This is a genomic window from Candidatus Odyssella thessalonicensis L13 (genome assembly GCF_000190415.1).
Classification (GTDB): Bacteria; Pseudomonadota; Alphaproteobacteria; order Paracaedibacterales; family Paracaedibacteraceae; genus Paracaedibacter; species Paracaedibacter thessalonicensis.
Map to the genome: position 1 here is coordinate 125,573 of NZ_AEWF01000002.1, position 24,373 is coordinate 149,945.

General features: G+C 45.1%; 22 protein-coding genes. 16 read left to right on the forward strand and 6 right to left on the reverse strand.

The window, feature by feature from the left end:
- Positions 1-11: 11 nt before the first annotated feature.
- A complete protein-coding gene (locus tag HMO_RS0104030; RefSeq protein WP_010298951.1) occupies positions 12-2,675 on the reverse strand; it encodes a valine--tRNA ligase in 2,664 nt (887 codons plus the stop codon).
- A 132-nt stretch (positions 2,676-2,807) separates the two neighbouring features.
- Between HMO_RS0104030 and HMO_RS15450 the strand changes: the two genes are divergently transcribed.
- Positions 2,808-3,473 (forward strand): thioredoxin domain-containing protein, encoded by a 666-nt coding sequence (locus HMO_RS15450; RefSeq protein WP_010298953.1) that lies wholly within the window; start codon positions 2,808-2,810, stop codon positions 3,471-3,473.
- A gap of 184 nt (positions 3,474-3,657) precedes the next feature.
- On the opposite strand, the gene HMO_RS0104040 is transcribed toward HMO_RS15450, so the two are convergent.
- The 3 genes from HMO_RS0104040 to priA form a co-directional block, all read right to left on the reverse strand.
- Complete coding sequence (locus HMO_RS0104040; protein WP_010298955.1) at positions 3,658-5,544, reverse strand: hypothetical protein; 1,887 nt, start codon at positions 5,542-5,544, stop codon at positions 3,658-3,660.
- Between the two features lie 277 nt (positions 5,545-5,821).
- A complete protein-coding gene (locus HMO_RS0104045) occupies positions 5,822-6,406 on the reverse strand; it encodes a class I SAM-dependent methyltransferase (RefSeq protein WP_010298957.1) in 585 nt (194 codons plus the stop codon).
- A 150-nt stretch (positions 6,407-6,556) separates the two neighbouring features.
- Positions 6,557-8,518, reverse strand: a complete 1,962-nt coding sequence (priA, locus tag HMO_RS0104055) for a replication restart helicase PriA (RefSeq protein ID WP_010298959.1) — start codon at positions 8,516-8,518, stop codon at positions 6,557-6,559.
- Positions 8,519-8,601: 83 nt separating this feature from the next.
- Between priA and fsa the strand changes: the two genes are divergently transcribed.
- From fsa to HMO_RS15455, 5 genes are all read left to right on the forward strand, one after another.
- Positions 8,602-9,252 carry a fructose-6-phosphate aldolase gene (fsa, locus tag HMO_RS0104060; RefSeq protein ID WP_010298961.1) on the forward strand — a complete coding sequence of 217 codons (651 nt, stop codon included), beginning with the start codon at positions 8,602-8,604 and terminating at the stop codon, positions 9,250-9,252.
- A 425-nt stretch (positions 9,253-9,677) separates the two neighbouring features.
- Positions 9,678-11,150: a hypothetical protein gene (locus tag HMO_RS0104065; RefSeq protein WP_010298964.1), complete on the forward strand. Its 1,473-nt coding sequence runs from the start codon at positions 9,678-9,680 to the stop codon at positions 11,148-11,150.
- A gap of 41 nt (positions 11,151-11,191) precedes the next feature.
- Entirely contained in the window at positions 11,192-11,773 is a 582-nt protein-coding gene (locus HMO_RS0104070; RefSeq protein ID WP_010298966.1) for a hypothetical protein, read from the forward strand.
- Between the two features lie 4 nt (positions 11,774-11,777).
- A complete protein-coding gene (locus HMO_RS0104075) occupies positions 11,778-12,875 on the forward strand; it encodes a hypothetical protein (RefSeq protein ID WP_029448389.1) in 1,098 nt (365 codons plus the stop codon).
- Positions 12,876-13,120: 245 nt separating this feature from the next.
- Positions 13,121-14,485, forward strand: a complete 1,365-nt coding sequence (locus HMO_RS15455; protein WP_010298970.1) for an HAF repeat-containing protein — start codon at positions 13,121-13,123, stop codon at positions 14,483-14,485.
- 325 nt (positions 14,486-14,810) lie between these two features.
- Here HMO_RS15455 and lpxC read toward each other — a convergent pair whose 3' ends face one another.
- On the reverse strand, positions 14,811-15,770 hold the full coding sequence (gene lpxC, locus HMO_RS13715; protein WP_010298972.1) for a UDP-3-O-acyl-N-acetylglucosamine deacetylase: 960 nt from the start codon (positions 15,768-15,770) through the stop codon (positions 14,811-14,813).
- Positions 15,771-16,137: 367 nt separating this feature from the next.
- Between lpxC and HMO_RS13720 the strand changes: the two genes are divergently transcribed.
- On the forward strand, positions 16,138-17,370 hold the full coding sequence (locus tag HMO_RS13720; protein WP_010298974.1) for an MFS transporter: 1,233 nt from the start codon (positions 16,138-16,140) through the stop codon (positions 17,368-17,370).
- 60 nt (positions 17,371-17,430) lie between these two features.
- Here the strand turns inward: HMO_RS13720 and HMO_RS0104095 are convergent, their stop codons facing one another.
- Entirely contained in the window at positions 17,431-18,432 is a 1,002-nt protein-coding gene (locus tag HMO_RS0104095) for a polyprenyl synthetase family protein (RefSeq protein ID WP_010298977.1), read from the reverse strand.
- Between the two features lie 77 nt (positions 18,433-18,509).
- Between HMO_RS0104095 and HMO_RS16450 the strand changes: the two genes are divergently transcribed.
- The 9 genes from HMO_RS16450 to HMO_RS0104135 all read left to right on the forward strand — a co-directional run bounded on the left by HMO_RS16450 (position 18,510) and on the right by HMO_RS0104135 (position 24,292).
- The gene (locus HMO_RS16450) at positions 18,510-18,968 is read left to right on the forward strand and encodes a methyltransferase (protein WP_083821240.1); all 459 of its coding nucleotides are present in this window, start codon (positions 18,510-18,512) and stop codon (positions 18,966-18,968) included.
- A gap of 26 nt (positions 18,969-18,994) precedes the next feature.
- Entirely contained in the window at positions 18,995-19,267 is a 273-nt protein-coding gene (locus HMO_RS16455; RefSeq protein ID WP_083821241.1) for a hypothetical protein, read from the forward strand.
- A 121-nt stretch (positions 19,268-19,388) separates the two neighbouring features.
- Positions 19,389-19,583 (forward strand): twin transmembrane helix small protein, encoded by a 195-nt coding sequence (locus tag HMO_RS0104105; RefSeq protein ID WP_010298980.1) that lies wholly within the window; start codon positions 19,389-19,391, stop codon positions 19,581-19,583.
- A 204-nt stretch (positions 19,584-19,787) separates the two neighbouring features.
- Complete coding sequence (locus HMO_RS0104110; protein ID WP_010298982.1) at positions 19,788-20,846, forward strand: alpha/beta hydrolase; 1,059 nt, start codon at positions 19,788-19,790, stop codon at positions 20,844-20,846.
- A 98-nt stretch (positions 20,847-20,944) separates the two neighbouring features.
- The gene (locus HMO_RS0104115; RefSeq protein WP_010298985.1) at positions 20,945-21,499 is read left to right on the forward strand and encodes a cob(I)yrinic acid a,c-diamide adenosyltransferase; all 555 of its coding nucleotides are present in this window, start codon (positions 20,945-20,947) and stop codon (positions 21,497-21,499) included.
- 24 nt (positions 21,500-21,523) lie between these two features.
- Positions 21,524-22,264: an electron transfer flavoprotein subunit beta/FixA family protein gene (locus tag HMO_RS0104120; RefSeq protein WP_010298987.1), complete on the forward strand. Its 741-nt coding sequence runs from the start codon at positions 21,524-21,526 to the stop codon at positions 22,262-22,264.
- Positions 22,265-23,197, forward strand: coding sequence for an electron transfer flavoprotein subunit alpha/FixB family protein (locus HMO_RS0104125; RefSeq protein ID WP_010298988.1), 933 nt, complete (start codon positions 22,265-22,267; stop codon positions 23,195-23,197).
- A gap of 4 nt (positions 23,198-23,201) precedes the next feature.
- The gene (locus HMO_RS0104130; RefSeq protein ID WP_010298991.1) at positions 23,202-24,053 is read left to right on the forward strand and encodes a 3-hydroxybutyryl-CoA dehydrogenase; all 852 of its coding nucleotides are present in this window, start codon (positions 23,202-23,204) and stop codon (positions 24,051-24,053) included.
- Entirely contained in the window at positions 24,053-24,292 is a 240-nt protein-coding gene (locus HMO_RS0104135) for an exodeoxyribonuclease VII small subunit (protein WP_010298992.1), read from the forward strand. The genes HMO_RS0104130 and HMO_RS0104135 overlap by 1 nt, the downstream gene beginning before the upstream one ends.
- The last annotated feature ends 81 nt before the right edge of the window (positions 24,293-24,373 follow it).

Consider the following 24,373-nt stretch of genomic DNA (forward strand, 5'->3'; position numbering starts at 1 on the left):
GTTTCCCTTATTTATGCCAGCCGGTCTAGGGCCTGCTGTACTTTTGCTTTTACCTGATTTGCTACAGCTAAGCGTTCCCGAAATTCTTCAATGATTTCAGGTTTTGCCTTATTGATAAAATCAGCATTATTGAGGCGAGTTTCAAGGGTAATAATTTCTTTTTCTTGTGCTTCAATCTCTTTTTTCAGCCTTGCCACTTCATTATCAAGGTCAATGCTACCGGCTAAAGGTAAAACAATCGTAGTGGCACCGATAACAAATTGGACTTCACCTTTCTCTAGGACAGGCGATTGTGAATAAATAGATAGATCTGAGATTCGCCCTAGACGCTTAAGGATAATTTCATGGCGTTTGATGCGCGCTTCAATCTCTGGCGTGACCTCGTAAAAGCTTAAGGGAGTCGGGGCACCAGGAGGGACATTAAACTCGCTACGGCGGGATCTTATTTCTGTAATCAAATTAACAAGCCACTGCATTTCTTGTTGGGCTTGGCTGTCTATATAAGTTGCTGTGGCCATCTCTTTGCCGTAATCGGGCCAAGTGCTTGCCAATAACAGCTGACTATCCCCGAAACTTTTCCAAAGTTCTTCTGTTATAAAAGGCATAATGGGATGGGCCAGACGTAAGAACTCAGCCAGAACCCAACTGGCGGTGGCACGCGCTTCACTAAGGGAGGCTTCATCGTCAACGTTGGCAAAGATGGGCTTTAAAAATTCCAGATAAAAATCACAGAATGTGCCCCATAAAAAGCGATATAAATCATTGGCCGCATCATCAAAGCGATAATTTTCTAAAGAATTAAAAATACGGGAGGCCAACTCGGCTACTTCTGAAATAATCCAGCGGTTTACAGTAAGCTGCGTTTTAAGGGGATCAAATCCCTCAAGCTTCTGACAGTTATTCATCTGTAAGAAACGGGCGGCATTCCAAATTTTAGTCATAAAATTGCGACCTCCTTCGACCCGGGACTCGCCCAGTTTAAGGTCGCGGCCCGGCACCGCCAGGCTGGCCAGGGTATAGCGGATGGCGTCTGTCCCGTATTTATCCATAAGTTGTAATGGATCAATAACGTTTCCTTTCGACTTAGACATCTTAGCGCCTTTTTCATCGCGGACAAGGGCATGAATATAGACAGTTTTAAAGGGGACATCGCCGATGAAATACAATCCCATCATCATCATCCGCGCTACCCAGAAGAAGATAATATCAAAGCCTGTATCTAGAACATCTGTTGGGTAATATCGCTTTAATTCAAGAGTGTCTTCGGGCCATCCCAGGGTTGTAAATGGCCATAAGGCTGATGAAAACCATGTATCCAAAACATCGGTATCGCGTGTCAGTGCTACGGGCTGGCCAAAATGCTTTTGAGCTTCAGCATGGGCTTCTGCTTCAGTTTCAGCCACAAAGATACTGCCATCTTCGGCAAACCAAGCGGGCACTTGGTGTCCCCACCAAATTTGCCGGGAAATGCACCAAGGTTGGATATTTTCTAACCAATCAAAGTAGGTGGCATTCCAAAATTCAGGAACAAATTTAGTTTTACCGTCACGAACAGCGGCAAGCGCCGGCTGTGCAAGCTTATAAGCATCCAAAAACCATTGGTCGGTCAGCATCGGCTGGATTTCAACATTGGACCGTTCGCCAAAGGGAACCGCATGAATAATTGACTCCACTTTATCCAATAAGCCCAGCTCTTCTAAGTCACTCAACACCTGCTTGCGGGCTGCTGTAACACTTAAGCCGCGGTAGGCTGGCGGTACGGTGTCATTCAGATGCGCCCGGGCATCCATGATATTGAGCATCGGCAAGTTATGGCGGCGGCCGACCTCAAAGTCATTAAAGTCATGGGCCGGTGTAATTTTAACCGCGCCTGTGCCTTTTTCTTGGTCACAATAATCATCAGCAATAATTGGAATCTCGCGTCCTGATAACGGCAGCTTGACATGCTGTCCGATCAGATGCTGATAGCGAGGGTCCTCAGGATGAACGGCCACTGCCGTATCCCCCAGCAATGTTTCTGGGCGGGTGGTGGCCACAGTGATAAAGGTGGTCGGATCCTGACTCAAAGGGTAACGGATATAATACATATGCCCCTTGGTTTCCTGAGGAATAACTTCCAGATCAGATACCGCTGTTTGGAATTTTGGGTCCCAGTTGACTAGGCGCTTATCACGATAGATTAAGCCATCCTTATAGAGTTGGACAAAGACCTTGCGCACTGCAGCACTAAGGCCTTCATCCATAGTGAAGCGCTGGCGGTTCCAGTCGGGTGAAATACCCAAACGGCGCTGCTGGCGGACAATTTCTCCCCCGGAATAATTTTTCCATTCCCATACTTTATCAATAAAAGCTTCTCGTCCTAAGTCGTGACGGGATAGGCCCTCTTTTTCCAGATTGCGCTCGACCACCATCTGGGTGGCAATTCCTGCATGATCTGTCCCCGGTTGCCACAAGGCATCAAAACCGCACATGCGTTTAAAGCGGATTAAGACATCCTGGAGGGTGTAGGTGAGTGCATGTCCCACATGTAAACTTCCCGTTACATTGGGCGGTGGCATCATTATCGTATAAGTTGGCTTTGTTGAGCTCGGGGTGCAGGCAAAAAGGCCGGAGTTTTCCCACTCACTGTATATTTTTTGTTCAAGATCTTGAGGGGAGAAAGTTTTTTCAAGCATGGCGTTACATTCTGTTCAAAATTTAATCTTGACCCTAACTTATTTTATTATTTTTGTAAATGGTTGGCTTGCACATTGGCAGTAATTTCCATTATTATATAAGCTATAGTATTCATAACTTTAAGGACGGTTATGCGATTCAGGAACCCAATTATTTTATCATTGATTTTGGTTCTGAGCTTGATAAAGGGCTTGCCGGGGGTGTCTCAAGAGGAGAAAACTGCTGCGGCTGAAGCGGCACCTAAGGTTGAGCCATTGCCTGAAGTGGGATTTGGCTTTAAAGCGGCGCCTGTCAAAGTTGTTATGTACCATTCCTTAACGTGCCATCATTGTACTGAATTTAAACTGCACAACCTTCCAGAGTTTAAAAGAAAGTATATTGATACTGAAAAAGTATATTTTGTTCTTAAAGATTTCCCAACCGATGAGTTTTCTTTAAAGTTAGCGATTATTTGTTGGGCGGGGCGGGATATTAATAAATATCTTGAGCGTTCGCATTTACTTATTGATAACTTTAATCCTGAAAAAAATAAACAAGTAGCTTTTGATTGGATTAATGCTGACAAGCCCACTGAGGTTGTGGAGAAATTATTAGCCCCGACCGGTATTCGCCCTGATCTAATTCAGCCGCTGTTTGATGATCGCTCTCTCGAAGATGCAATTCTGCAGGATGCTTTGGCGGCAGGTCAAGAGCTTAACTTGAACTTTGCGCCTGGTTTCACCGTTAATGGTAAGCTGGTAGAAATGAAAGACTTGGACGCTGCTGTTGAAGAAGCTCTCAAGAAAATAAAAAGATAGCTTCTGTTAAGAATAACTAACTGTGATGCATTTACTCGGGTAGGAGTCCTGATTTTTCCCTCTTTAAGGTTAAGCTCAAATAGGCTGAGCTGTATTCTCTCTGAAGACTGATTCTAAGGAGAATATAGAAACGGTATAACTGCAACGACTCCCCAACTTGATGGGGAGTATTTCAATCGTAGTGCTATCCATGCTTAGTCATACAAACCTTATCAGGATTAATGGATAACTTATCCTGTAAGAATTTGTTTAATTGATGGCGATAACAATGGGGAATAGGCCCATCCCAGGCTTGCGGTATTATCCACATCTGGCCATTGCGAGCTGTTGCTTTCTGATGTGAGCCTTTGCCTTCTGCAATAGTACAGCCAAGACTAACAAGCAGTTTCTTGACAGCGTTTAAGGAAATAGAGCGATTGACTACTTTACCGACTAAGGCTGCGAAAATATTATAATCCTCTAAAGAAAGGCGAACTCTTTTATTTTCTTGCTTAGGCAAGTTAGTGCCTTTCATTTTTCTAGTTGCAACGGACGACTGAGGAGCAGAGAGTGGGGAAGTCGGTTGTAACTCCGCCGAGCGGCGTATGCGATTGCGTTTACTTTTGTTTGCTTGTCTAACCGGCATCAAAGGGCGGAAGTTGCTAGGAATCACGCTATCAGTTGCTGGTTGCGCACTAACAGCGGCAGAGGGGGGCAGGGGCGGTTGAGGTGCAAGGTCAACTTCCTGAGGCGACACTGTCGGCTCTTCTTTTTCTTTACCCTTATCTGTTAAAGACGAGCCGAGTTCCGGTGCTTTGGTCGCAGCTGTTTCCACCGCTCTCCTTTGTTGCTTTTCTTGACGCAGACGTGCATAGAATACCGACAAAGAATCTCCGACTCCTCTTAGGTCTTCCAGGCAAGCTATAATAAAGGCTTCCTCTACTTCAGGATTGTCTGCATACTCCTGCTGATAGAAGTGGTCCTTATATAAAGTGATGGCTTTGCTAAGATATTGTTGCGCGTGTTGTAAATGGGGGCCGCGTTTCTTTTCAGACTGTTTGGTCTGCGCAATTGATTCAGATGTTATATGGGCCTCTTTTAACAATCCACAGTAAAGCGCATACAACAAAGCTTGAAAATCATGAGGATTTAATTTTGATAGATCAGGACTGCGGGCTTGTGAATTTCGCGCAGGTGCTTGTCGATTTCGCAGCGCTCTCTTGACTTTTGTCTGGGTGATGGCGGGCAGATAAAGCTGGAAATTTATTGGTGAAGAAGTGATATAGTGTTGATCAAACAGGGAGACCAGTTTATCAATTAATGGCAAGATTTTACCCAGCTTCTGATAATGTTTGAGATTCTTGGCAGGCTGGTTGTAAAGGTTAGTCAGCTCAGTGTCAAAAAAGCTATAGCTTTCAATAATTTTAAGTAAGTAAATAGCCTTCCCCGCAAAAACAGCTTCCTTTTTCTTCTCCGATGGCTCAGCCGCAATGCTTTTTTCTAAGTGATCTAAGGAATCGGTGAATAATGTGAAGGATGCATCAAGGATGGAATACAGATCGTCAGCGCCTGTGCGCTCGCCAAATTGTAATTGGGTAGGAGCCTGCGTGAGTCCGACCACTCCTAATGATTCTCTCATTGCCGCCACTAGCCGTTGTGAGTGCTGGTAAAAGTCTGGAAGGTCATGCGACTTATAAAAGCTTTCAGCGTTTAAGAGGTAGCTTAACGATTGATTTAATAGTGCTAGGTCAGGAGCAGATCCTGGCTGCGCTGCTTGATTATGTAAAGCGACGGCGACCTGTTCAAGAGACTTAGCCTTTAATACGAGGCATTCTTGGTGCCATCGAGTATATTTGGTTGGGCTGAGAGAAGGGGGGAGTATTTCTCCTATGGCCTCTATAACCCGGATAAACAGTAGAGCACGCCTTTCAAATCTAGGTTCACGATCCGCTTGTTGATAAAGGTCGCAAATCTCGTAATCCTTAGTCTGAGAATAAGGTGCACGCTCGTCCTGGGATGGATCATCCATGGCAAAGCATAAGCTGACAGACAGACAAAGAGCGAGAGATAGGGGGAAGTTTTTCAAATTCATCAGGGTAACTCTTGTATTTTATATTGTTGTTTAGTCTCGAGAGAGCAGTCTTTTAAAAAGAAAATAAGTCTTGGTTTAGTTGCTGGTATTTTCCCAAAGCAATCTATTGCAATATAGTTCTAAACTAGAAAAAATAGAATAGATTTATTTTTATTCCTGCTGAGATAAGGGCGTGAAAAAATAGCGAGGCATTACCTCGCTGATAAAGGAATGCAGTACTTATGCGAGCTGATAAGTGTATTAAATATTGATCTCTAAGATAATTAGTATCCTTATATTACCTCAGCGGACGCTTCGCTATAATAACGCCCTGGGGGCGAGAATTAAACGGATTTGCTTGTTGATAGGAGGGGTCGCTTGCCCGCTCCACAATATCTAAAAAGCCGGCAGCTTTTAGAGCATCAAATAAGGGAACAAGTCGCCAAGCCTCAGGATTATCCCACAAGGTTGCATCAAAGGCTACAATCCCCCCTGGCTTTAACATGCGATAAGCAGCCTCAAAATAAGCTTCAGGTGTTAGCTTTAAATAGTTTGTCATATACTCAAAATAAATTGTCTGAAAGGTCTGATCGGGGATAACCTTATCGGTAATTTCTCGGAATTCCATACATAGATCTGGGTCTACAGCCGGATTTTCATCAATAAAAAAATAGCGGCCAATGTGATGATGGGCTTCCATATTTGTTTGTCCATCATAAAAATCTTTTGTATGATTGCGACCACACCCCACAATAGCGGCTATCCTTTGACGCTGATATTGACATTCCTCGATATACTGCTCAAGCCGTTCACCAGCAATCACGCTTGAGAGAAATAAACTAGAAAGAAGAAAATTATTAAAAATGTTAATAAATATTTTCATTTATAAATTGTTCCTATTTGTGGTTATATATTTGTATTTTTATTTTGATATACTTTACCGTCTTTAATAAGTGAATTAAAGTCTTTCTTTGCTCTTAAGAAAGAGAGTAAAGCTGAAAGGAAGAAAGGGGAAGAGCCAATTGTTCTGGCTTTAGACGAAACTATAAGGATCCACATCGACAATCAGCTGGACTGAAGACGGCAAAGATTGCTCCTCAAGCCAGTGCTGGAGCACCCGTTGTAAAGGAAATGTTTTGGGAGCTTTAAACAACAGGCGCCAGCGATGCTTGTTACGGACAAGTGCTAAAGGTGCGGGGGCCGGGCCATATAGACTGAGCTCCGGATGATGGGGGGCTGTTTGGCCGAGCTGACGGGCAACCCGGGCCACAACGTCGGGATTGGTGGCGGCTACGGTGACAGAAACCAGACGCCCAAAAGGGGGCATGCCATGGGCTTGGCGCTCGGCCAGTTCCAGTTGATTAAAGCTATCGCGATCTTGATGCACCATCGCTTGCATGAGTGGGTGCTCCGGCTGAAATGTCTGCAATAAAACTGAGCCCGGTCTTTCTTCACGGCCCGCCCGCCCAGAAACTTGGTGTAAAAGTTGGTAAGTCCGTTCGGCACAGCGTAAATCGCCCCCACTTAGTCCCAAGTCGGCATCAATTACCCCTACTAATGTAATTAAAGGAAAATGGTGTCCTTTTGCTAGAATCTGCGTGCCAATAAGGATATCTATTTCATGATTGCGGATCTGATTAATCAAATCATTGAGCTGTGTTAAGCTGGTGACTTCATCGCTTGTTATAAGGCGACAGCGCGCTTGAGGTAATAACTTCTCCACCACTTCTTGCACCCTTTCGACGCCGGGACCGCAAGGAATTAATGTGTCTGCTTGGTGACACTCGGGACATTGCTGGGGCGCTAGTTGTTCAAAGCCGCAATGGTGACAGTGAAGCTTGCCTGTCCGCTTGTGGTTTACCATCCAGGTGCTGCAGTTTTGGCAATTAAAACGATGGCCACAGGAATGGCACAGAGTCAACGGAGCATAGCCGCGCCGATTTAAAAATAAGATGGCTTGCTCGCCCCTAGTTAGCGTGTCTTCTAAGGCCCGTAATAAGGGCGGCGATAACCATCCTCGAGGCTGGCGGCGCATGTCGATGGTTTTAATATCCGGAAGGCTAGCATGGCCATGGCGGTGATAAAGGGCCAGTCGGGTGTAACGACCTTCTTGGGTATTATGGATCGTTTCTAAAGACGGGGTGGCTGAAACTAAGATGACTGGACATTGCTCAACATGGGCCCGTAACACAGCCATATCACGTGCATTATAAATAACCTGCTCTTCTTGTTTGAAGGACCCATCATGTTCTTCATCCACCACGATAATTCCCAAGGTAGGATAGGGTAGAAACAACGCCGAGCGGGCGCCGACGATGACTTTTGCCTCACCTTTTAGTATGGCTTGCCAGGTCTGTCGCCGCTGAGATTCCGTTAAATTTGAATGCCATTGCAGCGGTGCACAGCCGAACCGTCGCTCAAAGCGATCTAGCCACTGATTCGTTAAGGCAATCTCCGGCAGAAGGATCAAAGCTTGCTGTCCTTGCTCCAAGGCCGTTTGTATGGCTGCTAAGTAGACTTCAGTTTTCCCAGAGCCGGTAATGCCGTCGAGCAGAAAGGCGTGATAGCGCTGTCCTAAAACAGCTTCAGACAAAGTATGGGCTGTTTTGGCTTGGTCTTCAGAAAGAATGACAGCATTTCTTGAAAAATCAGGCGTTCCTGGAAGAAGAGGTTTGCGGACTTTTTTTTCTAATAAAAACGCAGGATTTAAGCATAACCTTAAGGTATTTCCAAGCGGGGCCATGGTATAATCAGACACCTTTTTAAGGAAGACTCGGGTGGGGGTAGGAATGGGAGGAAAGTCAAAGCAGGCCGTAATGGGCCTTATCTTGCCCGTGAAGCTTTTAGGGGTAGAATCCATCCATGCAATCCCGACCATTTGTCGGCCTCGAAAAGGGACATTTACTATTGTTCCAAGCTCAAGCGGGTGGTCGCAAGCGTAAGTGAAGGCTGTATTTACAGCAACGGGGAGAAGAATGTCGGTCTGGTAAGTCATGGGCTCATATTGGCATAAGTTCCTATTTGACATCAATGCTGTGCAGTGGCTTAATCGAGGTAAAAATTAAACAGGAGGTTACTATGCAAATTTTTATTGATACCGCTGATCTGGGGGAGATCCGCCAGCTCTATGATACTGGTTTGATTGACGGCGTCACCACCAATCCTTCACTGGCAGCCAGTCAGGGAGTTCAATTTGTTGATCTCATTCAACAGATCTGTAATATAGTCGATGGTCCCGTGAGTGCCGAAGTGACCGCGTTGGAGGCAGCAGAGATGATTGCTCAGGGGCAAAAGCTGGCAGCCCTACATGAAAATGTTGTCGTTAAAGTTCCGCTCACTGTCGAGGGCTTAAAGGCTTGTCATGCTTTAGCTGAAGAAGACATTGCGGTCAATGTTACTTTATGCTTCTCTGCCCCTCAAGCTTTACTAGCTGCCAAGGCCGGTGCGCGCTATATTTCTCCTTTTGTCGGGCGCTTAGATGATCAAGGCTGGGATGGCATGCAGCTTATCCGGGATATTCGTCATATCTACAGCAATTACCTCTTTGATACCGAGATCTTGGCTGCCTCAATCCGCCATCCGCAACACGTCCTAGATGCTGCTAAAGCCGGCGCGGATGTATGTACCATTCCCCCTAAAGTATTTCGCCAACTCTATCACCATTCGCTCACCGATATTGGCCTGAAAAGCTTTATGGACGATTGGCAGAAAAGTGGCTTAACAATTTAAGACCCTTAATAAAAGGCTGGCTAGAGCGGCTAGCCTTCACTCTCTCGCTCTTCGACCCTTTTCGAACCTTCTCAGAATAAGGCTTAGGAGCCGTACTCATCCCCTCGCCTTAATTGAGCAAAGCAAGGCCTGTTTTATTGGGCATTATAATGAAACCTTAAGAATAATAACCTAAGCAATCTCAGGGGCCCTGGAAGAAGCTTGTACCAAAAATAATTTGTTTTATGTAATTAAATTACAAAATTACTGCTAAAATTATCAATAAGATAACAAAATAATCATACAAATTTAAAAAACTTACTTACAATTTTACAAAAAATTATTTAAACTTTCTTTAAGGTTTGATTTAGCCTTTTATGAATAATTAAGACTTAGGTTTGTATCCTATTCTATATGCACATAACTGAAATTAGAGGAGTATAACTATGAAAATTACACAGCTTAAGATTTCTGCGGCTCGTTTGTCCAAAGCGGTTCTCATTGCGGCCTCTTTATCATGTGTGGGCATGACAAGCAATGCTACAGCATCTGAAACAATTCTTATGAATGAACAAGTCGCAAGCATTGTGAAAACTTTAGAAACAAACCTTGCTCAACAAATTTCCGGTGATGCAACGTTAGGATTCAAACCCATCGAGTTAGCAGTTTATGAAAAAACAGAGAGTGGTGAAATTAAATTAAAGACGGCTACCACCCACAACTTGGGGCATCAGCATGAACTTTTAAAGATTAGGATGGCCAATCAACTAGACAAGCTGAATGAATTGCAAGCTGCCGCTATGCATCGCCAGACAGCTATCTCTGTGGACAGTTCTGCTCTGCAAGAAGACGCAGTTTGCGCGCCTACTTTTGTTGACCTGGTAGCTGATAAAGCCTATGGGGCATTCAATAGTATTTATGGCTTGGTAGATGCAGAGTCAGTGGAAGCCGATGCTAAAAAGTGTGCTGAAAATACATGGTTGGTACGGGCTTTAACTGATTATGGAATTATATCTGAAGCCTACCGTTCGCTTTACGGAGCTAAAGAAAGTGAGCACAATGAAACTATTAAAAAGGAAGCTGACCAACGTAAATTGGAATTAGACAAAGCCAAAAAGGCTAAAGAGGAAGACAGGGCTGCTAGAAACTTAGAATTTGATAAAGAAGCTACTTTAAGAAAAAATAAGAAGGCTAAGATAGAAAGCAATTTAAATAAAGAAAAAGATACAATCCGCCAGTCTTCGTTGATAAAGATTATCGCCGACTTAGATGCCGAACTGCATAAGATCGAAACAGATCGCAACACTTTTAATGCCCAAATTGAGGCAGATATTGCTCAGCTGACACGAGATTATGAAGAAGCAATTTCTCAGCTAAATTACGATAAAGCAGCCGATCTCAGCCAACTTGAAGCCCAATTTGCGAAGGTCTTTGAACTGTTTGGTAATTCCTGGGGCTTTAAAACTTACAAGCGTGGCTGGAACTGGAATCGTTCTATGCGCTCAGAGTTTGCCATTTTTGATGAAATGCTCTCCACAAAATATACAGACCTTTATCCCCAAGCGCGATTGGCAGTCTTGAGTGCCCTATTTTCCCGCGTTGTTGATGAGGACAAGTCTCTGCAGAAGCAAAAGAGATTAACATTAAAAACTTTACTGAGTTTAGATGACACAAGCTTTAAAGAAACCATGAGAAAGGTCCTTAAAGTTGAAGTTGACAAGGAACGTAAGGAAAGAGAACAAAGACTCAATAATATTGAAGAAGCTAAGAAAAAGCTCGAAGCCCAAAATAGCTTAGCGTCGACAGTGATGCCTAAAGTTTTAGCTTCTGCCACCAGCGCTTCTAAGACTGAGCCAACAAAGGCCGAATCTCAGCTTACGACAGAGTTCGCCGAGAAATTTGCGGAAAAAAAAGTCTAAGCGAGACTGACAGCGCTCCAGAGGGAAAGGTTGAAGTATTTGTGTCTCCTTCCTCTCCGGCTGCCACTTCAGTTGCTAAAGCTGCGCCTGTCGCTATTAAAGGAGGGTCTCGGCTGCAACAAACTGCTGCAACCCAGCCAGCGCCGACCTCTGCTGCAGCCAACAGCACCGTGGCCGCTTCCGCAATCTCTGCAAAGGCTCAATCTACTTCAGCAGTAGCACCCAAAGCTCTCCCGCAGGTGCCGCTTAATAAGCCGTCTCCGCAGAAGCAAGCCTCAGGGCAGCAAAAAAAAATAACGGTCGAAAATAAGGAGCAAGCTTATCAAGATGACTGTGAATTAGAGTTCTTGGCAAAAGAGTTAGATACGACTTGCGTAGCAGAGTTTCTAACTCCCGAAGAAGGAAGCTGGTATCCATTTTCGGCCTTAGCTTCCACAGCCTTTGGATGTGAAACAGAGGTAAGTGAGGATATTGAGATGGCATCTAGCCATTCAGCAGAAAAAGCAGAATCCAGTAAGCCAAGGAATCTGATTTCCCATATAACTCGGCCATCCAATATTGTCAAAGTGGGCGCAGCCACGGTTGCAATGATTGCTTTAGGAGCGTTGACTGCAACTCAATAATGAAATGCGGGTAGGCAAGACCTGCCCCACCCAAGTAGGGAGTAAGCAAGTGGATTATTCAAAGAAAAAATCAACAAGGCAATTATCTATCCTCTCATACAGATTATATCAGCAGGGATTGTTTAGCATAACTGCCCTATTTTTTCTCTTTCAGGAGGGTAAAGCACTCGACCAAGTTGCTGCCGTGGTCAATACCACAGGATACCTTGCTGAAGCCATGGGTTCGATGAGGAAATGGTTGAATGAATGTCCTAAAACTTATGAGAATGAGTTTAATGAGGCCGCTTGTGGCATCGGCCGCGATAAATTACGGCGGATTACGGAGAACGCGCTCGATGAAATCAACAAGCTTGCAGATAGCTTTAACCAGAAGATGGAATATAATATTGCAGCTGACTTTAGGAATGAATTTTCTCGAGAGTTGGCCCAAGCTGCCTTAAAGCATGTGCAAAAGTACGAGTTAGCCATAACAACGCTTGATTTTATTGAATATACTAAGAAGCAGTTAGATGAAACCATGGACCGTCTGAAAAGCACTTTGGACCAACCCTGTAGTGCGCGGGCTATTGGCGAGATTAAGGCCAAACAACTTGATGCGGCTTGGCAAGAGGATGTTAGGAAAGCTTGTGATACAGTCCTGGTATGGAAAAAGAATCTTCTGGCAGCCCTACATCAAAAATACCGTTATACCTGTGAGGGGGGAATTGGTGACCGTTGGGGCCGAAGTTTCAGCCGCCATAAAGAGCGGGGGAAATATTGGGGAATAGAGCCTGATTGGTGGCGCGGAGGGGCGGTTGAAGTTCCTAAAATAAATCTAAGTATAGAAAATCCTTTCTCTGATACGGATGACAGTATGGTGGCCCAGCAAGTGCGAAATTGTCATATGGCTTACAAGGATACTTTAGACATTATTCTGCAACCCCTTGAATGCCAGATTGGGATTAATAAGCTCAATTATGTTGCCTCCCTGCAGAAGCGATTTAATGAACTGTTTCCGACTAAGGCTTCTCGATCGATCCACTTGGATAATAAACCAGAACTATTGGCAGCCTATCTGGCTTATTTAAAGCAAGAACCCGAGTTAGAAGCTGCAGACGAATAAGTCCGGAACAGGGGAAAATGTGGCGGCTTTTAAAGGATGAAAGGTCAGAGAAGGGATATGCCGTACGGAGAATAAATCATATCCTTAGCTACACGTCCCTATTAAGAGATTATTGATATCACAGTTATAAATGTGTCGGTTAAAGGAGCAAAATAAAGTCTATTGAATCCTATAAAAACTTTAAACTTAACAAACTGTCTTGCTTTATTAAAACGCTAGCTTCTGCTGGCATGGTGGCTTTGCCGATGGCAAGCTTATCGGCTATGGCGGAGGAATCGCCGGAGGCTCGAGCAAGTACGCAGCTATGCAGTCAAGAATCTTGTCCGACGCACATCCTTCCGGATGAAATGCTACTGCATATTTTTTCTTATCTTAACTTAAGGGATATCCATCCCGCCAGTAGCACTAATAGAAGATGGCATGAGTTGATGGAGGATAATGGGCTTTGGAAAATATATGCTGAAAGAGCTCATCTTCTGAGCCCGTCCCGATCTGTGCACACTCAGGACTATAAGGCGCTTATCAAAGAGCATTGTACACCTTCTCTTCTCCCCTTAAGGAGTTCAGATGAAACCCGGGAAGTTTTAGCCTTTGGAATAAACGTTGATGGTTCAGTCATCGTGGGTCGGACCAGTGATCGTGCTTATCATGATAATTATAGAGCTTTCCGCTGGACGCCAGAAGCGGGACCGATCTCCTTAGGGACCTTAAATAATGGCTACTCGAGTGTGGCCTATGCTACCACCGCTGATGGCTCAGTAGTGGTAGGCTATGCCCTTGATGGAGCCGAAGAGAATAAGATGAAAGCTTTCCGTTGGACGGCAGCAACTGGGATGGTTTCTTTAGGTGCCTTAAATGGCAGCAAGGAGGGATATGCTTTTGCCCGCGCACTCAGTGCTGACGGCACGGTTGTTGTTGGTTACTCCCCCGATGGAGCGCAGCGAAACAAATTCAGAGCTTTTCAGTGGAAAGCAGAAACAGGGATGGTTTCTTTAAGTACTTTAGAGGGGGGCAAAGAATGTAATGCGTTTGCTACTAACGCTGATGGCTCAATTCTTGTGGGGCAGTCAGGCTATAATAATCATAAAAATAGAAAGATAGCTTGCTGCTGGGATACAGAGGGGGAAGCAAGCTCCTTAGGGACCTTAAATGCCGGAGAAAGGAGCTGTGCGTGGGCTATCAGTGCTGATGGCTCAGTTATTGTTGGCGAGTCCCAGGATGGTGCGCAGGAAAATGCTGACCGAGCTTTCCGCTGGACCGCCCCCGAAGGGATGGTGTCTTTAGGCACCTTAACTGGTGGAACAGATAGTAGAGCTCGCAGTACAGCCCAGGCCGTCAACCATGATGGTACCGTAATTGGCGGTCAGTCAAGCATTGGTACTCCTGAAGGCCGACTCGTAGCTTTCCGGTGGACGAGGGCAAAAGGGATGGAATCCCTTGAGGACTATTTTAATCAGAGGAAATTGTTACCGACAAATTGCACTTTAACGATGGTGACCGCCATGACCGCCAGTGGCACAGTCATGGTCATCCAAGGAAAGGATCATATTAACGAGAGAGCAAACAATGCTTCTTGGCGCGCTGTTGTCCCCCGAGGTGACTTGTTTTAAGAATATAACGTTTTCTGGGAGCTCTTATCCTTTTCGAGAGTGCGTTATTCTTTGGAAGTATGCTTGCGTTTATTAGCAGAGAGAGCTGTCCCCCAAGGCAGCGCCAAGAATATGAATGATTAGTGATTAGGGGAGAAAATTACTTATTGGATATTAACTTTCATAGCGGTCGAGATATAAAGTTCTAGAAAGGGACAAAGAAGAGCTCGCCATACACCTGTAGGGACCCAACTCATACCAATTTTAAATTGTAATTAGATTGTTTTATTGTCTAGAAAATAGAGGCATCTATATCACTTCTAGCGAAGTCAGTCTTAGCAAGCAATTAAGCAACAGCCCAATCGGTATCAGACACTGTAGCCATGTCAACCATTTGCCAAGCGGTCGGGTCAGCAAACAGGGCTCGCAAAAGTTGATTGTTAAGGCCATGGCCTGAATTAACGCCATCAAAGTGGGCCAATAATGTTGCTCCAGCCAACGCCAAATCCCCAATGGCATCTAAGACTTTATGGCGAACAAATTCATCATCATGGCGCAGACCACCTTCATTCATGACGCCAGTTTCGCCAATAACGATGGTATTTTGCAGTGAGGCACCTTTAGCCAGACCAGCTGCACGCAGTTTTTGCGCATCCTCAAAGAACCCAAAAGTTCGTGAATCTGCGAGGCATTCAGCAAAGTCATCACTATCTGGGTAATAGGTTAAATAGCTCGTCTGGGAAATGCGGCCAGAGAAATTGAACTCCATGCTATAACGACGGGTGTTGGCCGGAAGAAGAAACGCTGTTCCTTTGCCATGGGAAACCTGAATGGGTTTCAGGACGCGAAGGACTTTTATGGGAGCGTTTTGCCGTTTAATGCCTGCGGCTTGAATCAGCGTAACAAAGTCAGCGGAACTGCCGTCCATAATAGGCACTTCGGGACCATTGACCTCAATAACGGCATTATGGATATGTAGCCCCGCCAGTGCCGCGATAACATGCTCAATTGTTGAAACACTGACCCCATGGCTGTTGGTAATTTTTGTGCACATGCTAGTGTCAGTTACGTTATTCCATAGGGCTTCAACGCGATTGTTCTGCTTTAAATCAGTGCGAATGAAAACGTAGCCAGTATTAATGGCGCCTGGTTTGATGGTAAGCGACACAGGGTGCCCTGAGTGAACGCCGACACCGATACAGCGAATGGTTTTAGCGACTGTCTGCTGATAATATTTAGTCGCACTCGTCCCCTTAAGAGCTTGAGGCCAAGCGGAATCAATAGTTGTCGAAACTGTTCCAAGCATGTAATATAATCCATCCATGAATTTTCAATTATAATATTAGAACAACATTAGCCTTCTTATAAAGGATTGGTTTATTACGAAGTGTTACAGCGATGAAATAAATAGCTCCTACGCGCTTTAGGGGCAGTTCTGCATTAGCTCAACTTAGTGTTATCCTGCTGTACTCAAAATCACTTATATGCAGCAGCGTCACAGTATAAATATACTCTTATTCGCAAGCCTAATTAACCGGCGGTATTAACCAAGGCGAGTCCATCAGCATGCCTTTTCCCGCACTCCTTTGACAAAGAGGTTAATGTTTTCAGTTTATAGTGCTGCCGTTCTTTGTTATGATCAACTACACTTGCTAAATAGCTGAGAAGACCGGATGAGTTTCTTTTCTTTATTTGAGTCTAGCCCCCTCGATCAAAAACAGGCTAAATTAAGTTTGTGGGGGGTCTCCTGGATGAGCTTCTTCTGGAGTACCTCGTCCTTAATGGTTTTCTCACTCTTGCCCATCTTCATTACTGAGGTCTTAGGCGCGTCGCGCGCAAAACTCGGAATTATTGAAGGGGTGGCCATCTCTTTGGCTTTCTTTTCAAAGGTCTTTTCGGGAGTAACTAGTGACATTTTCCGCACCCGCAAGCCGTTGATTGCTCTGGGGACAGTGATGACTGTGTTGGTGAAGCTCATTTTTGCTGCTGCCACGAGTGTTGCCTGGATTTTTACGGCGCGCTCAATTGATCGTTTGTCAAAGGGGATCCGATCGTCACCGACCGATGCCCTCATTGCTGATATTTCTCAAGATCTGCACCGGGGCCAAAGCTATGGGTTACGCCAAGCTCTTTATACTTCAGGGGCCATGGTGGGCTCGATGATTGCTACCGCTTTAGTTTATTTAACTGATCATAATTACCGTCTTATTTTTACATTGTCAGCAATTCCGGCAGTGATTGCTCTGCTCATACTCCTGACTTTAGTTAAGCAACCGCCCATTCGCGAAGAGATCAAAAAAGATCACGTCGGCTGGCGATTTGGGGATATCAAGTACCTGCCGGCTTCTTTTTGGTCTTTATTAAGTGTGGCTTTTATCCTTATGTTGGCACGTTTCTCTGAGGCTTTTGTCAGTATTCGTGCCAAGGATGTGGGCTGGCCTATCCATTATCTTCCTCTGTTTCTTGTCGGTATGGAGTTGGTGCATGCAGGGGTGGTTTATCCCATTGGCCGTATGGCTAATCGCAATAATCTGCATGCTTTGCTCTTAAAAGGTATTTTGGTGCTCGGGGTGGCTAATATTGTATTCCTTTTGTCAGATTCTGTGGTTGGGGTGGCGGTGGCGGCCATGTTCACGGGCTTACATATGGGAATGACCCAAGGAGTACTTTCAACATTGGTGGCCGAATCAACACCAGCAGAGTTGAGAGGGACTGCCTTTGCTATCTATTATTTTTCTTCAGGTATCGCTGTGCTGATTGGAAATACGTTGGCTGGACATCTGGCGGATGTGATGGGGTCAACTGGATGTTTTATGGGGGGATTAGCCTTTACCTCTCTGGCCTCACTGCTGCTATTTTTCAGAATTCGACGCAGTAAACAGGCGGATTCACTTACCTCAGTATAAGGTAGAGGTTCCCTCTTGCAGCCGTTATATAACTGATACCAATCTGGGGTAACGGCCGAGCTACTTAGTGCGGCTAAGACATTCTTGCACAAGACCGGTGAGTAACGGTTTAAATTGATGACTTTGATGGATGCAGGACTGGGCTTGCTCACAAAGATTCGCTGCTAATGCTAGGCTTTTTTCAAAGCCGCCATGATTGATGATGAGATCACGCGCCCGTTCTAAATCGTCAGGGGCTTGCTCGAGGGAGATCATTGTTTTTTCAAGAAAGGCCTTTTCCTGCTCGGTGGCATTTTGATAAGCGAAAATAATCGGAAGTGTGATTTTCCCTTCTCGGAAATCATCGCCTGGAATTTTGCCACGGCTATCGTCTTGGGCTTGATAGTCTAGAACATCATCGGTAATCTGGAAAATTAAGCCGAGGTTATAGCCATAAAGGTACAACTCTCCTGCCTCTTTTTCTGTGGCTCCGGCCACTAAGGCGCCGGTCTGGCAAGCGGCCCCAAACAATTCTGCGGTTTTAGCACCCATAATCTGTAAAGAAGTTTCTAAAGAAAGATCAAAGCTGTGGGTTTCCATAAGCTGACGCACTTCTCCGGCCGAGATAATCGCAGAAGTTTTTGAAAGGATCTGCAAGACGCGCAAGCTATTCGTTTGCACCATCAGTTCAAAAGCTTTGGCAAATAAGAAATCGCCGACTAAGATCGCTGTCGTATTTCCCCAAATTTTATGAGCACTCTGGTTACCTCGTCGCAAATCTGATTCATCGATCACATCATCATGCAGCAGGGTCGCCGTGTGGATAAACTCAATTGCCGCCGCCAAGGCAATTGTTTGAGCAGAAACAGTGCCGTGGATATGGGAGGCCAGAATAACTAAGGCTGGGCGTAAGCGTTTGCCGCCGGCATAGATAATATGTTTAGCAATCTGTTCAATAAGCGGGATGTCGCTTTTAAGATTTTCATCGATCAAACAGTCAACCTGATGCATGGAATCGGCCACCAGAGCTGATAGATGATCGAAGGCTGATAAAGATTTTTCGCAAATTGCTGCTAAAGCCATTGATGTTCGAGGGAATCACATGTAAATATTGATTAACTATAGTTGTAACGCCTCTGGCCACTAATACAAAGCATAAAATGCAATCAAACTTAGTAAAAAATTTAGAAATCACAGAGGACTACCTGTTAGGTGGTCGCGTTCTGATTCGTCAGCCAGCTCAAGGATACCGGGTAGCTATTGATCCTATCTTTCTGGCTGCCAGTATTGATGTCCAAGAAAATGAGAGCGTATTAGACATTGGTGCGGGGGTGGGGGCTGCGTCTTTGTGTTTGGCTTACCGGGTGCCAGGGTGTAAAATTGTCGGATTAGAACTTCAACGCTCTAATGTTAGATTGGCTATGGAGAATATTGCCCTCAATAATATGCGTGGCAGAGTTGAGGTGTTGATGGGTGATCTTTTGCAACCGCCCCCCGTTTGGCAGGGGGAACCTTTAGTCATGTTATGGCTAACCCTCCCTATTTGGAAGAGTATCGGGCTAATCCCAGTCCCACCTCTCATAAGCAAGTTTCCCACACCGAAGGGCATGTCAGCTTAGAACAGTGGGCTCGGTTTGCCTTATTGATGGCTCGGCCTAAAGGAACCATCACTTTTGTTCATCGGGCTGATCGCATTCAAGAGATTCTGTCTTATTTTCATGGCAAACTCGGAGATATAACGATTTTTCCTTTATGGCCGGGACAAGGTAAACCGGCTAAGCGTGTCTTGATCCGGGGGCGTAAATCGACCCATGGGCCCACAGTTCTGTCCCAAGGATTAACTCTTCATCACCCGGATGGGCGTTACACTGAAGCAGCGGACAATATTTTACGCAATGGGGCCGGGTTAAGCTTATAATTTTACTCAGATCCGTTATTAATTAGAGTCATTATCGACTTTGTCCGTCGGTGAGCTTTTGTAATTTTGCCGCGACAAAATGACGTGCTGCCAAAGCTTTAAAAACTGCTAAAGTTAAATTATGAATAATATCCTGACAACTTTATTAATTATAACTTTAATTGCGATCGTTGGTGTCCTCGGCTTTGGCCTTTATACTCTGCTGCGGGGTGGAGAGTTTAGCCAGAAGCATTCTAACACGGCAATGCGTTGGCGTGTCCTTTTACAAGGGGTCGCACTTTTAATCTTTGCCCTTATCCTATGGGCGGGCCGCTAAGCCCAGGTAGAAGGCCTGATTATCTTCTCTTTTAAATCCCTTCAGATGGTTTGAAAGGTCGCCTTATTCCTTAAATGACAGAGATTTAAATAAAGGCAAGGGCGCCTGCACAAAACTATTTAAGTAAAATTTTAATAATATTTGAACTACTGGAAGCTGAATGCTAACAATTAAGAATAAAGCGTAAAGTGAAAGGGAAAGTTCATGCTCAAGAAGACAGCGATTTTAAGTTTAACCCTATTAAAAACTTTGGCCATTAGCGCCGATCAAGACTGCACACCAACCGCAAGCTTAGATTTATTAAAATCCTTGTTCCGGACGTCGGTCGCTACTAGCGTCGATTATGCAGAAGCTACCACTGCGTTTTCCTTTCATACCCTGGGATGCGGAAAAATAGTGACGCGTGCAGCAACCCCTCTAAATCAACAAACTCAGGATTACGTCCCACGAGGCTGGGGCAGAGGCAGTGAGCAGGTTACCATAGAAACTCTTGATGGCGTGACGATAACGGGTAACTGGCTACCAAGCTCAGCCTCAAAGGCTAGCAAAGGTGCAGTCATTATGTTTCATGGCAACGGCATGAACGCTGATCATTATCAGCCGTGGGCGAAATGGTTTAATTGTCAAGGATTTAATGCTTTAGCTTTCACAATCCAAGGCTATCCTGGAAGCGGCGGTTCAAGTGAGAATCTGCCTGTCGCCTCAGCCTTATTTGTCGAAGCTGCTTTCCGTTTCTTGAGAGAGCAGAAACAGATCCCCTTTGAGGAGGTGGTAGTCTATGGGTTTTCGCTCGGGGGTGCGTATGCCACCTATGCGGGCCGATATTTTCATGTTCCTGTAATTTTACAGAATACGTTTACCTCAATCGGCGATATGCCTCAGAACATCCTCGGTTCCTATTTCCCTGAGATTCTTGGTCGAGCGTTAGCGCGAGCCAACCTTAAATATCAGGAACCAATGCCTAAGCTTGACAATCTAGGGACATTTGCGAACCATGGTGAAGGTCGGCCTAATTCATTCAACAATATTGAAAATTTAAAAGAAATCACGCGTCCTGTTATGGTTTTATTTGGAGAGAATGATGATTTGATGGGCGGTGAACGGCGGGCACGCCAACTCTATCGAGCTCGTTACGGCAAAAAAAGCAGGGTTAACTCTGAGTTATTTGTTAAAATTCCAGGAGGCAGTCATACGGATGTCTTTTTATATGATCCTCAAGCTGAAGAGTGCGTTGAACGCTTTTTAAAATCGTCAATCGGATGAAGAAAGTTTGCATAAAATACAGCGTCGATTTACTCTCTTAACCATAACAACTAATTCTTTGCCCGATCTCAGTAAGGGCAATGCAAGGAGCAACAGCCATGGTACAGTTGACGCGGATTTACACGCGGGGTGGGGATAAAGGTAAAACCTCTCTAGGTGATGGGAGTCGAGTTCATAAAACTGAGCTCCGTATTGAAGCAATTGGCACAGTGGATGAAGCCAATGCTAGCCTGGGCTTAGCGGTTTTGCATGCCTCGGGGGAGGTCGCTGCGCTATTATACCGCATTCAAAATGACTTGTTTGATCTCGGCGCAGATCTGTGCATGCCAGACCTTAACGCAGGCGGATTACGTCTTATTGCGGGTCAAGTGGAATGGCTGGAATCGCAGATCGATCTCTTTAATGAATCGTTAAATCCTTTAACTTCTTTTATCCTGCCAGGAGGCACGCAATTGGCGGCTTCCTTGCATTTGGCCCGGACGATTGTGCGTCGGGCTGAAAGAGTTCTTGTTGCCTTAAGTCAGGAAAGTCAGATAAATTTAGAAATAGTAAAGTATATCAATCGATTGTCGGATCTGCTTTTTGTCTTAGCACGCCATGCCAACGATCAAGGCCGCCAAGACATTTTGTGGGTACCCGGTGCCAACCGTTAAGCAATTGATTAAGGAGGGGAATTTATGAAAGTTCTGGTCGCCGTTAAGCGCGTTGTTGACTATAATGTTAAAATTCGTGTTAAAGCTGATGGGTCAGGGGTTGATCTTAATAATGTTAAAATGTCCATCAATCCCTTTGATGAGATTGCGGTGGAAGAAGCTGTCCGGTTAAAGGAAAAAGGCATTGCTTCAGAAGTTGTTGTCTGTTCTATCGGTAGCAAAGCTTGCCAAGAAACGCTACGTTTTGCTTTGGCTTTAGGCGCTGATCGCGCCATACATGTAGACACCGAGGATTCACCCGAAGCCTTAACAGTTGCTAAAATCTTGAAGAAGATCTGTCAGGACGAGTCACCTAAATTGGTTATCTTAGGCAAACAGGCCATTGATGACGATTGTAACCAAGTTGGTCAAATGCTCTCGGCCTTACTAGATTGGCCGCAAGCGACCTTTATCTCAGAGTTAATCCTTGAGGGAGAAACCGCCCAGGTCACCCGTGAAGTTGACGGGGGGTTGGAGAAAAACCGGATGACTCTACCGGCGATCATTACCACAGATCTGCGATTGAATGTTCCACGTTTTGCCGCATTGCCGAATATCATGAAGGCGAAAACAAAACCGTTAGCCGTTATTAATGGCAGTGAGATCGGTCTTGAAACTCAGCGCCGTCTTGAAACTTTAAAAACTATGGAACCGCCGGTACGCCAAGGCGGCAAAAAGGTTGCGAATGTTCAAGAATTAATCGATCAAATTAAAAAGGTGATGTAAATGACAGTTTTAATTGTTGCAGAACACGATGGGGTTACTCTAAAAGCGGCGACCTATAATACCGTTACAGCTGCTCAACAAATCGGTGGCGATATCCATATCGCCCTGTTAGGGCATGCGCCGCAAGCAGTGGCAGAACAAGCGGCTAAAATTGCTGGTGTCAGTCAAGTGATCTCCATAAAAGGCCAATCTTTACAGCATGCCCTGGCTGAGCCGATGAGTAAAGCAATCCTCACGATATCGAAATCCTATAGCCATATCTTGGCGCCCGCTTCAACCTTTGGGAAGAATCTCTTGCCACGGGTTGCAGCCTTGCTGGATGTGATGCAAATCTCTGATGTGATTAAAGTGCATGCTGCGGATACCTTTGATCGGCCAATTTATGCAGGTAATGCCATTATAACGGTAAAAAGTCATGATCCCATTAAGGTTATCACTGTACGCCCAACCGCTTTTGAGAAAGCCAGCGATGGTGGAGCAGCTCAAATCCAAGAGCAAGAGTTTGCTGAAGCTTATAATAAGTCTGAATTTGTTACCCTTGAGGCTTCAAAATCCGATCGGCCGGAATTAACCTCTGCCCGTATCGTAGTTTCTGGCGGCCGCGCTTTAGCGAGTAAGGAAAACTTCAAAATTATTGAAGAGTTAGCAGACGTTCTAAAGGCCGGGATCGGTGCTTCCCGAGCCGCTGTAGATGCTGGATATGTTCCTAATGATTATCAGGTTGGACAAACTGGAAAGGTAGTGGCCCCTGAACTTTACATTGCCATCGGTATCTCAGGAGCCATTCAACACTTGGCTGGGATGAAAGATAGTAAAACTATTATTGCTATTAACAAAGATGAGGATGCGCCAATCTTCCAGATAGCTGATTTTGGTTTGGTTGGAGACCTGTTTGAAGTTGTGCCGCAGCTCACCCAGGCATTGAAAGGATAAGGCAATGGTACAGCAAGTTGTGGTTCTGGGCGCTGGGCAAATGGGAAATGGGATTGCGCAGGTCTGTGCGCAATCAGGCTATCACGTCACTGTTGTCGATATCTCAGAACAGCAGCAGGCCGCAGCTCAAGCGACAATTGCTAAAAATTTAGCACGGCTGGTGGGTAAAGGATCCTTAACAGAGGATGATAAGATCGCCACCTTGTCGCGCCTTAGCTTTGCTCAAGCAATTCCTCATGCCGACTTTGATCTCTTGATTGAGGCTGTTAGCGAAAATGTAGCCTTAAAGGCAAAGCTTTTATCTGAGGCCTCTTTGAAGCTGAAAGAAAATGCTATTATCGCAAGTAATACTTCATCAATTTCCTTAACCCAGCTAGCCATGGTAACCAACCGCCCCGATCGGGTTATTGGTATGCATTTTATGAATCCCGTTCCAGTGATGCAGCTGGTGGAGGTGATCCGTTCCTTGACAACCAGCGAGGCAACTTTCACGGTTGTCCAGCAGGTGATTGAGAAAATGGGTAAAACCATGGTGGTGTCGCAAGATGCCCCGGGGTTTATTGTTAATCGCATCCTGATGCCAATGATTAATGAGGCCATTTTCACGCTTTATGAAGGGATTGCGAGCCCTGAAGATATTGACACAGCGATGAAATTAGGCACAAATCAACCTATGGGACCCTTAGCTTTAGCTGATCTAATTGGCCTCGATACCTGTCTAGCGATTATGACGGTATTATATGAGGGCTTCAGCGACAGCAAATACCGTCCCTGTCCCCTACTGCGAAACTATGTTAATGCGGGGTGGTTAGGGCGCAAATCTGGTCGCGGTTTTTATGAATATGGAGCTAAATAATGTCTGACACCTTAGTTAATTTATCCTTTGAGCAAGCGCTGCAAGAGCTTGAAGCGTTGGTGCGTCGCTTGGAAGAAGGACGGTTACCGTTAGAAGAGGCCATTAGTGCTTATGAACGAGGGGTAGCCTTAAAAACTCACTGTCAGGCTAAACTGCAGCTTGCTAAGTTAAAGGTGGACCAGATTGTCCTCAAGTCCCAAGGTGAAGTGGAGCTAAAGCCTTTTGACGCGGGCGAATAAGAAATGCTTTCAGTTTTATTCAGCGCAGCTTATTTAAGCTATTATTTTGGTTGTTTGGCTTAGTCCCTTATATAGAAATAT

Coding starts and splice junctions, on each gene's coding strand:
- HMO_RS15450 (WP_010298953.1), top strand. CDS start 2,808: ATGCGATTCAGGAACCCAATTATTTTATCATTGATTTTGGTTCTGAGC.
- HMO_RS0104075 (WP_029448389.1), top strand. CDS start 11,778: ATGCGGGTAGGCAAGACCTGCCCCACCCAAGTAGGGAGTAAGCAAGTG.
- HMO_RS0104130 (WP_010298991.1), top strand. CDS start 23,202: ATGGTACAGCAAGTTGTGGTTCTGGGCGCTGGGCAAATGGGAAATGGG.
- HMO_RS0104065 (WP_010298964.1), top strand. CDS start 9,678: ATGAAAATTACACAGCTTAAGATTTCTGCGGCTCGTTTGTCCAAAGCG.
- HMO_RS15455 (WP_010298970.1), top strand. CDS start 13,121: ATGGCAAGCTTATCGGCTATGGCGGAGGAATCGCCGGAGGCTCGAGCA.
- HMO_RS16455 (WP_083821241.1), top strand. CDS start 18,995: ATGGCTCGGCCTAAAGGAACCATCACTTTTGTTCATCGGGCTGATCGC.
- HMO_RS0104135 (WP_010298992.1), top strand. CDS start 24,053: ATGTCTGACACCTTAGTTAATTTATCCTTTGAGCAAGCGCTGCAAGAG.
- HMO_RS16450 (WP_083821240.1), top strand. CDS start 18,510: ATGCAATCAAACTTAGTAAAAAATTTAGAAATCACAGAGGACTACCTG.
- HMO_RS0104120 (WP_010298987.1), top strand. CDS start 21,524: ATGAAAGTTCTGGTCGCCGTTAAGCGCGTTGTTGACTATAATGTTAAA.
- fsa (WP_010298961.1), top strand. CDS start 8,602: ATGCAAATTTTTATTGATACCGCTGATCTGGGGGAGATCCGCCAGCTC.
- priA (WP_010298959.1), bottom strand. CDS start 8,518: ATGACTTACCAGACCGACATTCTTCTCCCCGTTGCTGTAAATACAGCC.
- HMO_RS13720 (WP_010298974.1), top strand. CDS start 16,138: ATGAGTTTCTTTTCTTTATTTGAGTCTAGCCCCCTCGATCAAAAACAG.
- HMO_RS0104115 (WP_010298985.1), top strand. CDS start 20,945: ATGGTACAGTTGACGCGGATTTACACGCGGGGTGGGGATAAAGGTAAA.
- HMO_RS0104030 (WP_010298951.1), bottom strand. CDS start 2,675: ATGCTTGAAAAAACTTTCTCCCCTCAAGATCTTGAACAAAAAATATAC.
- HMO_RS0104125 (WP_010298988.1), top strand. CDS start 22,265: ATGACAGTTTTAATTGTTGCAGAACACGATGGGGTTACTCTAAAAGCG.
- HMO_RS0104095 (WP_010298977.1), bottom strand. CDS start 18,432: ATGGCTTTAGCAGCAATTTGCGAAAAATCTTTATCAGCCTTCGATCAT.
- lpxC (WP_010298972.1), bottom strand. CDS start 15,770: ATGCTTGGAACAGTTTCGACAACTATTGATTCCGCTTGGCCTCAAGCT.
- HMO_RS0104105 (WP_010298980.1), top strand. CDS start 19,389: ATGAATAATATCCTGACAACTTTATTAATTATAACTTTAATTGCGATC.
- HMO_RS0104045 (WP_010298957.1), bottom strand. CDS start 6,406: ATGAAAATATTTATTAACATTTTTAATAATTTTCTTCTTTCTAGTTTA.
- HMO_RS0104040 (WP_010298955.1), bottom strand. CDS start 5,544: ATGAATTTGAAAAACTTCCCCCTATCTCTCGCTCTTTGTCTGTCTGTC.
- HMO_RS0104110 (WP_010298982.1), top strand. CDS start 19,788: ATGCTCAAGAAGACAGCGATTTTAAGTTTAACCCTATTAAAAACTTTG.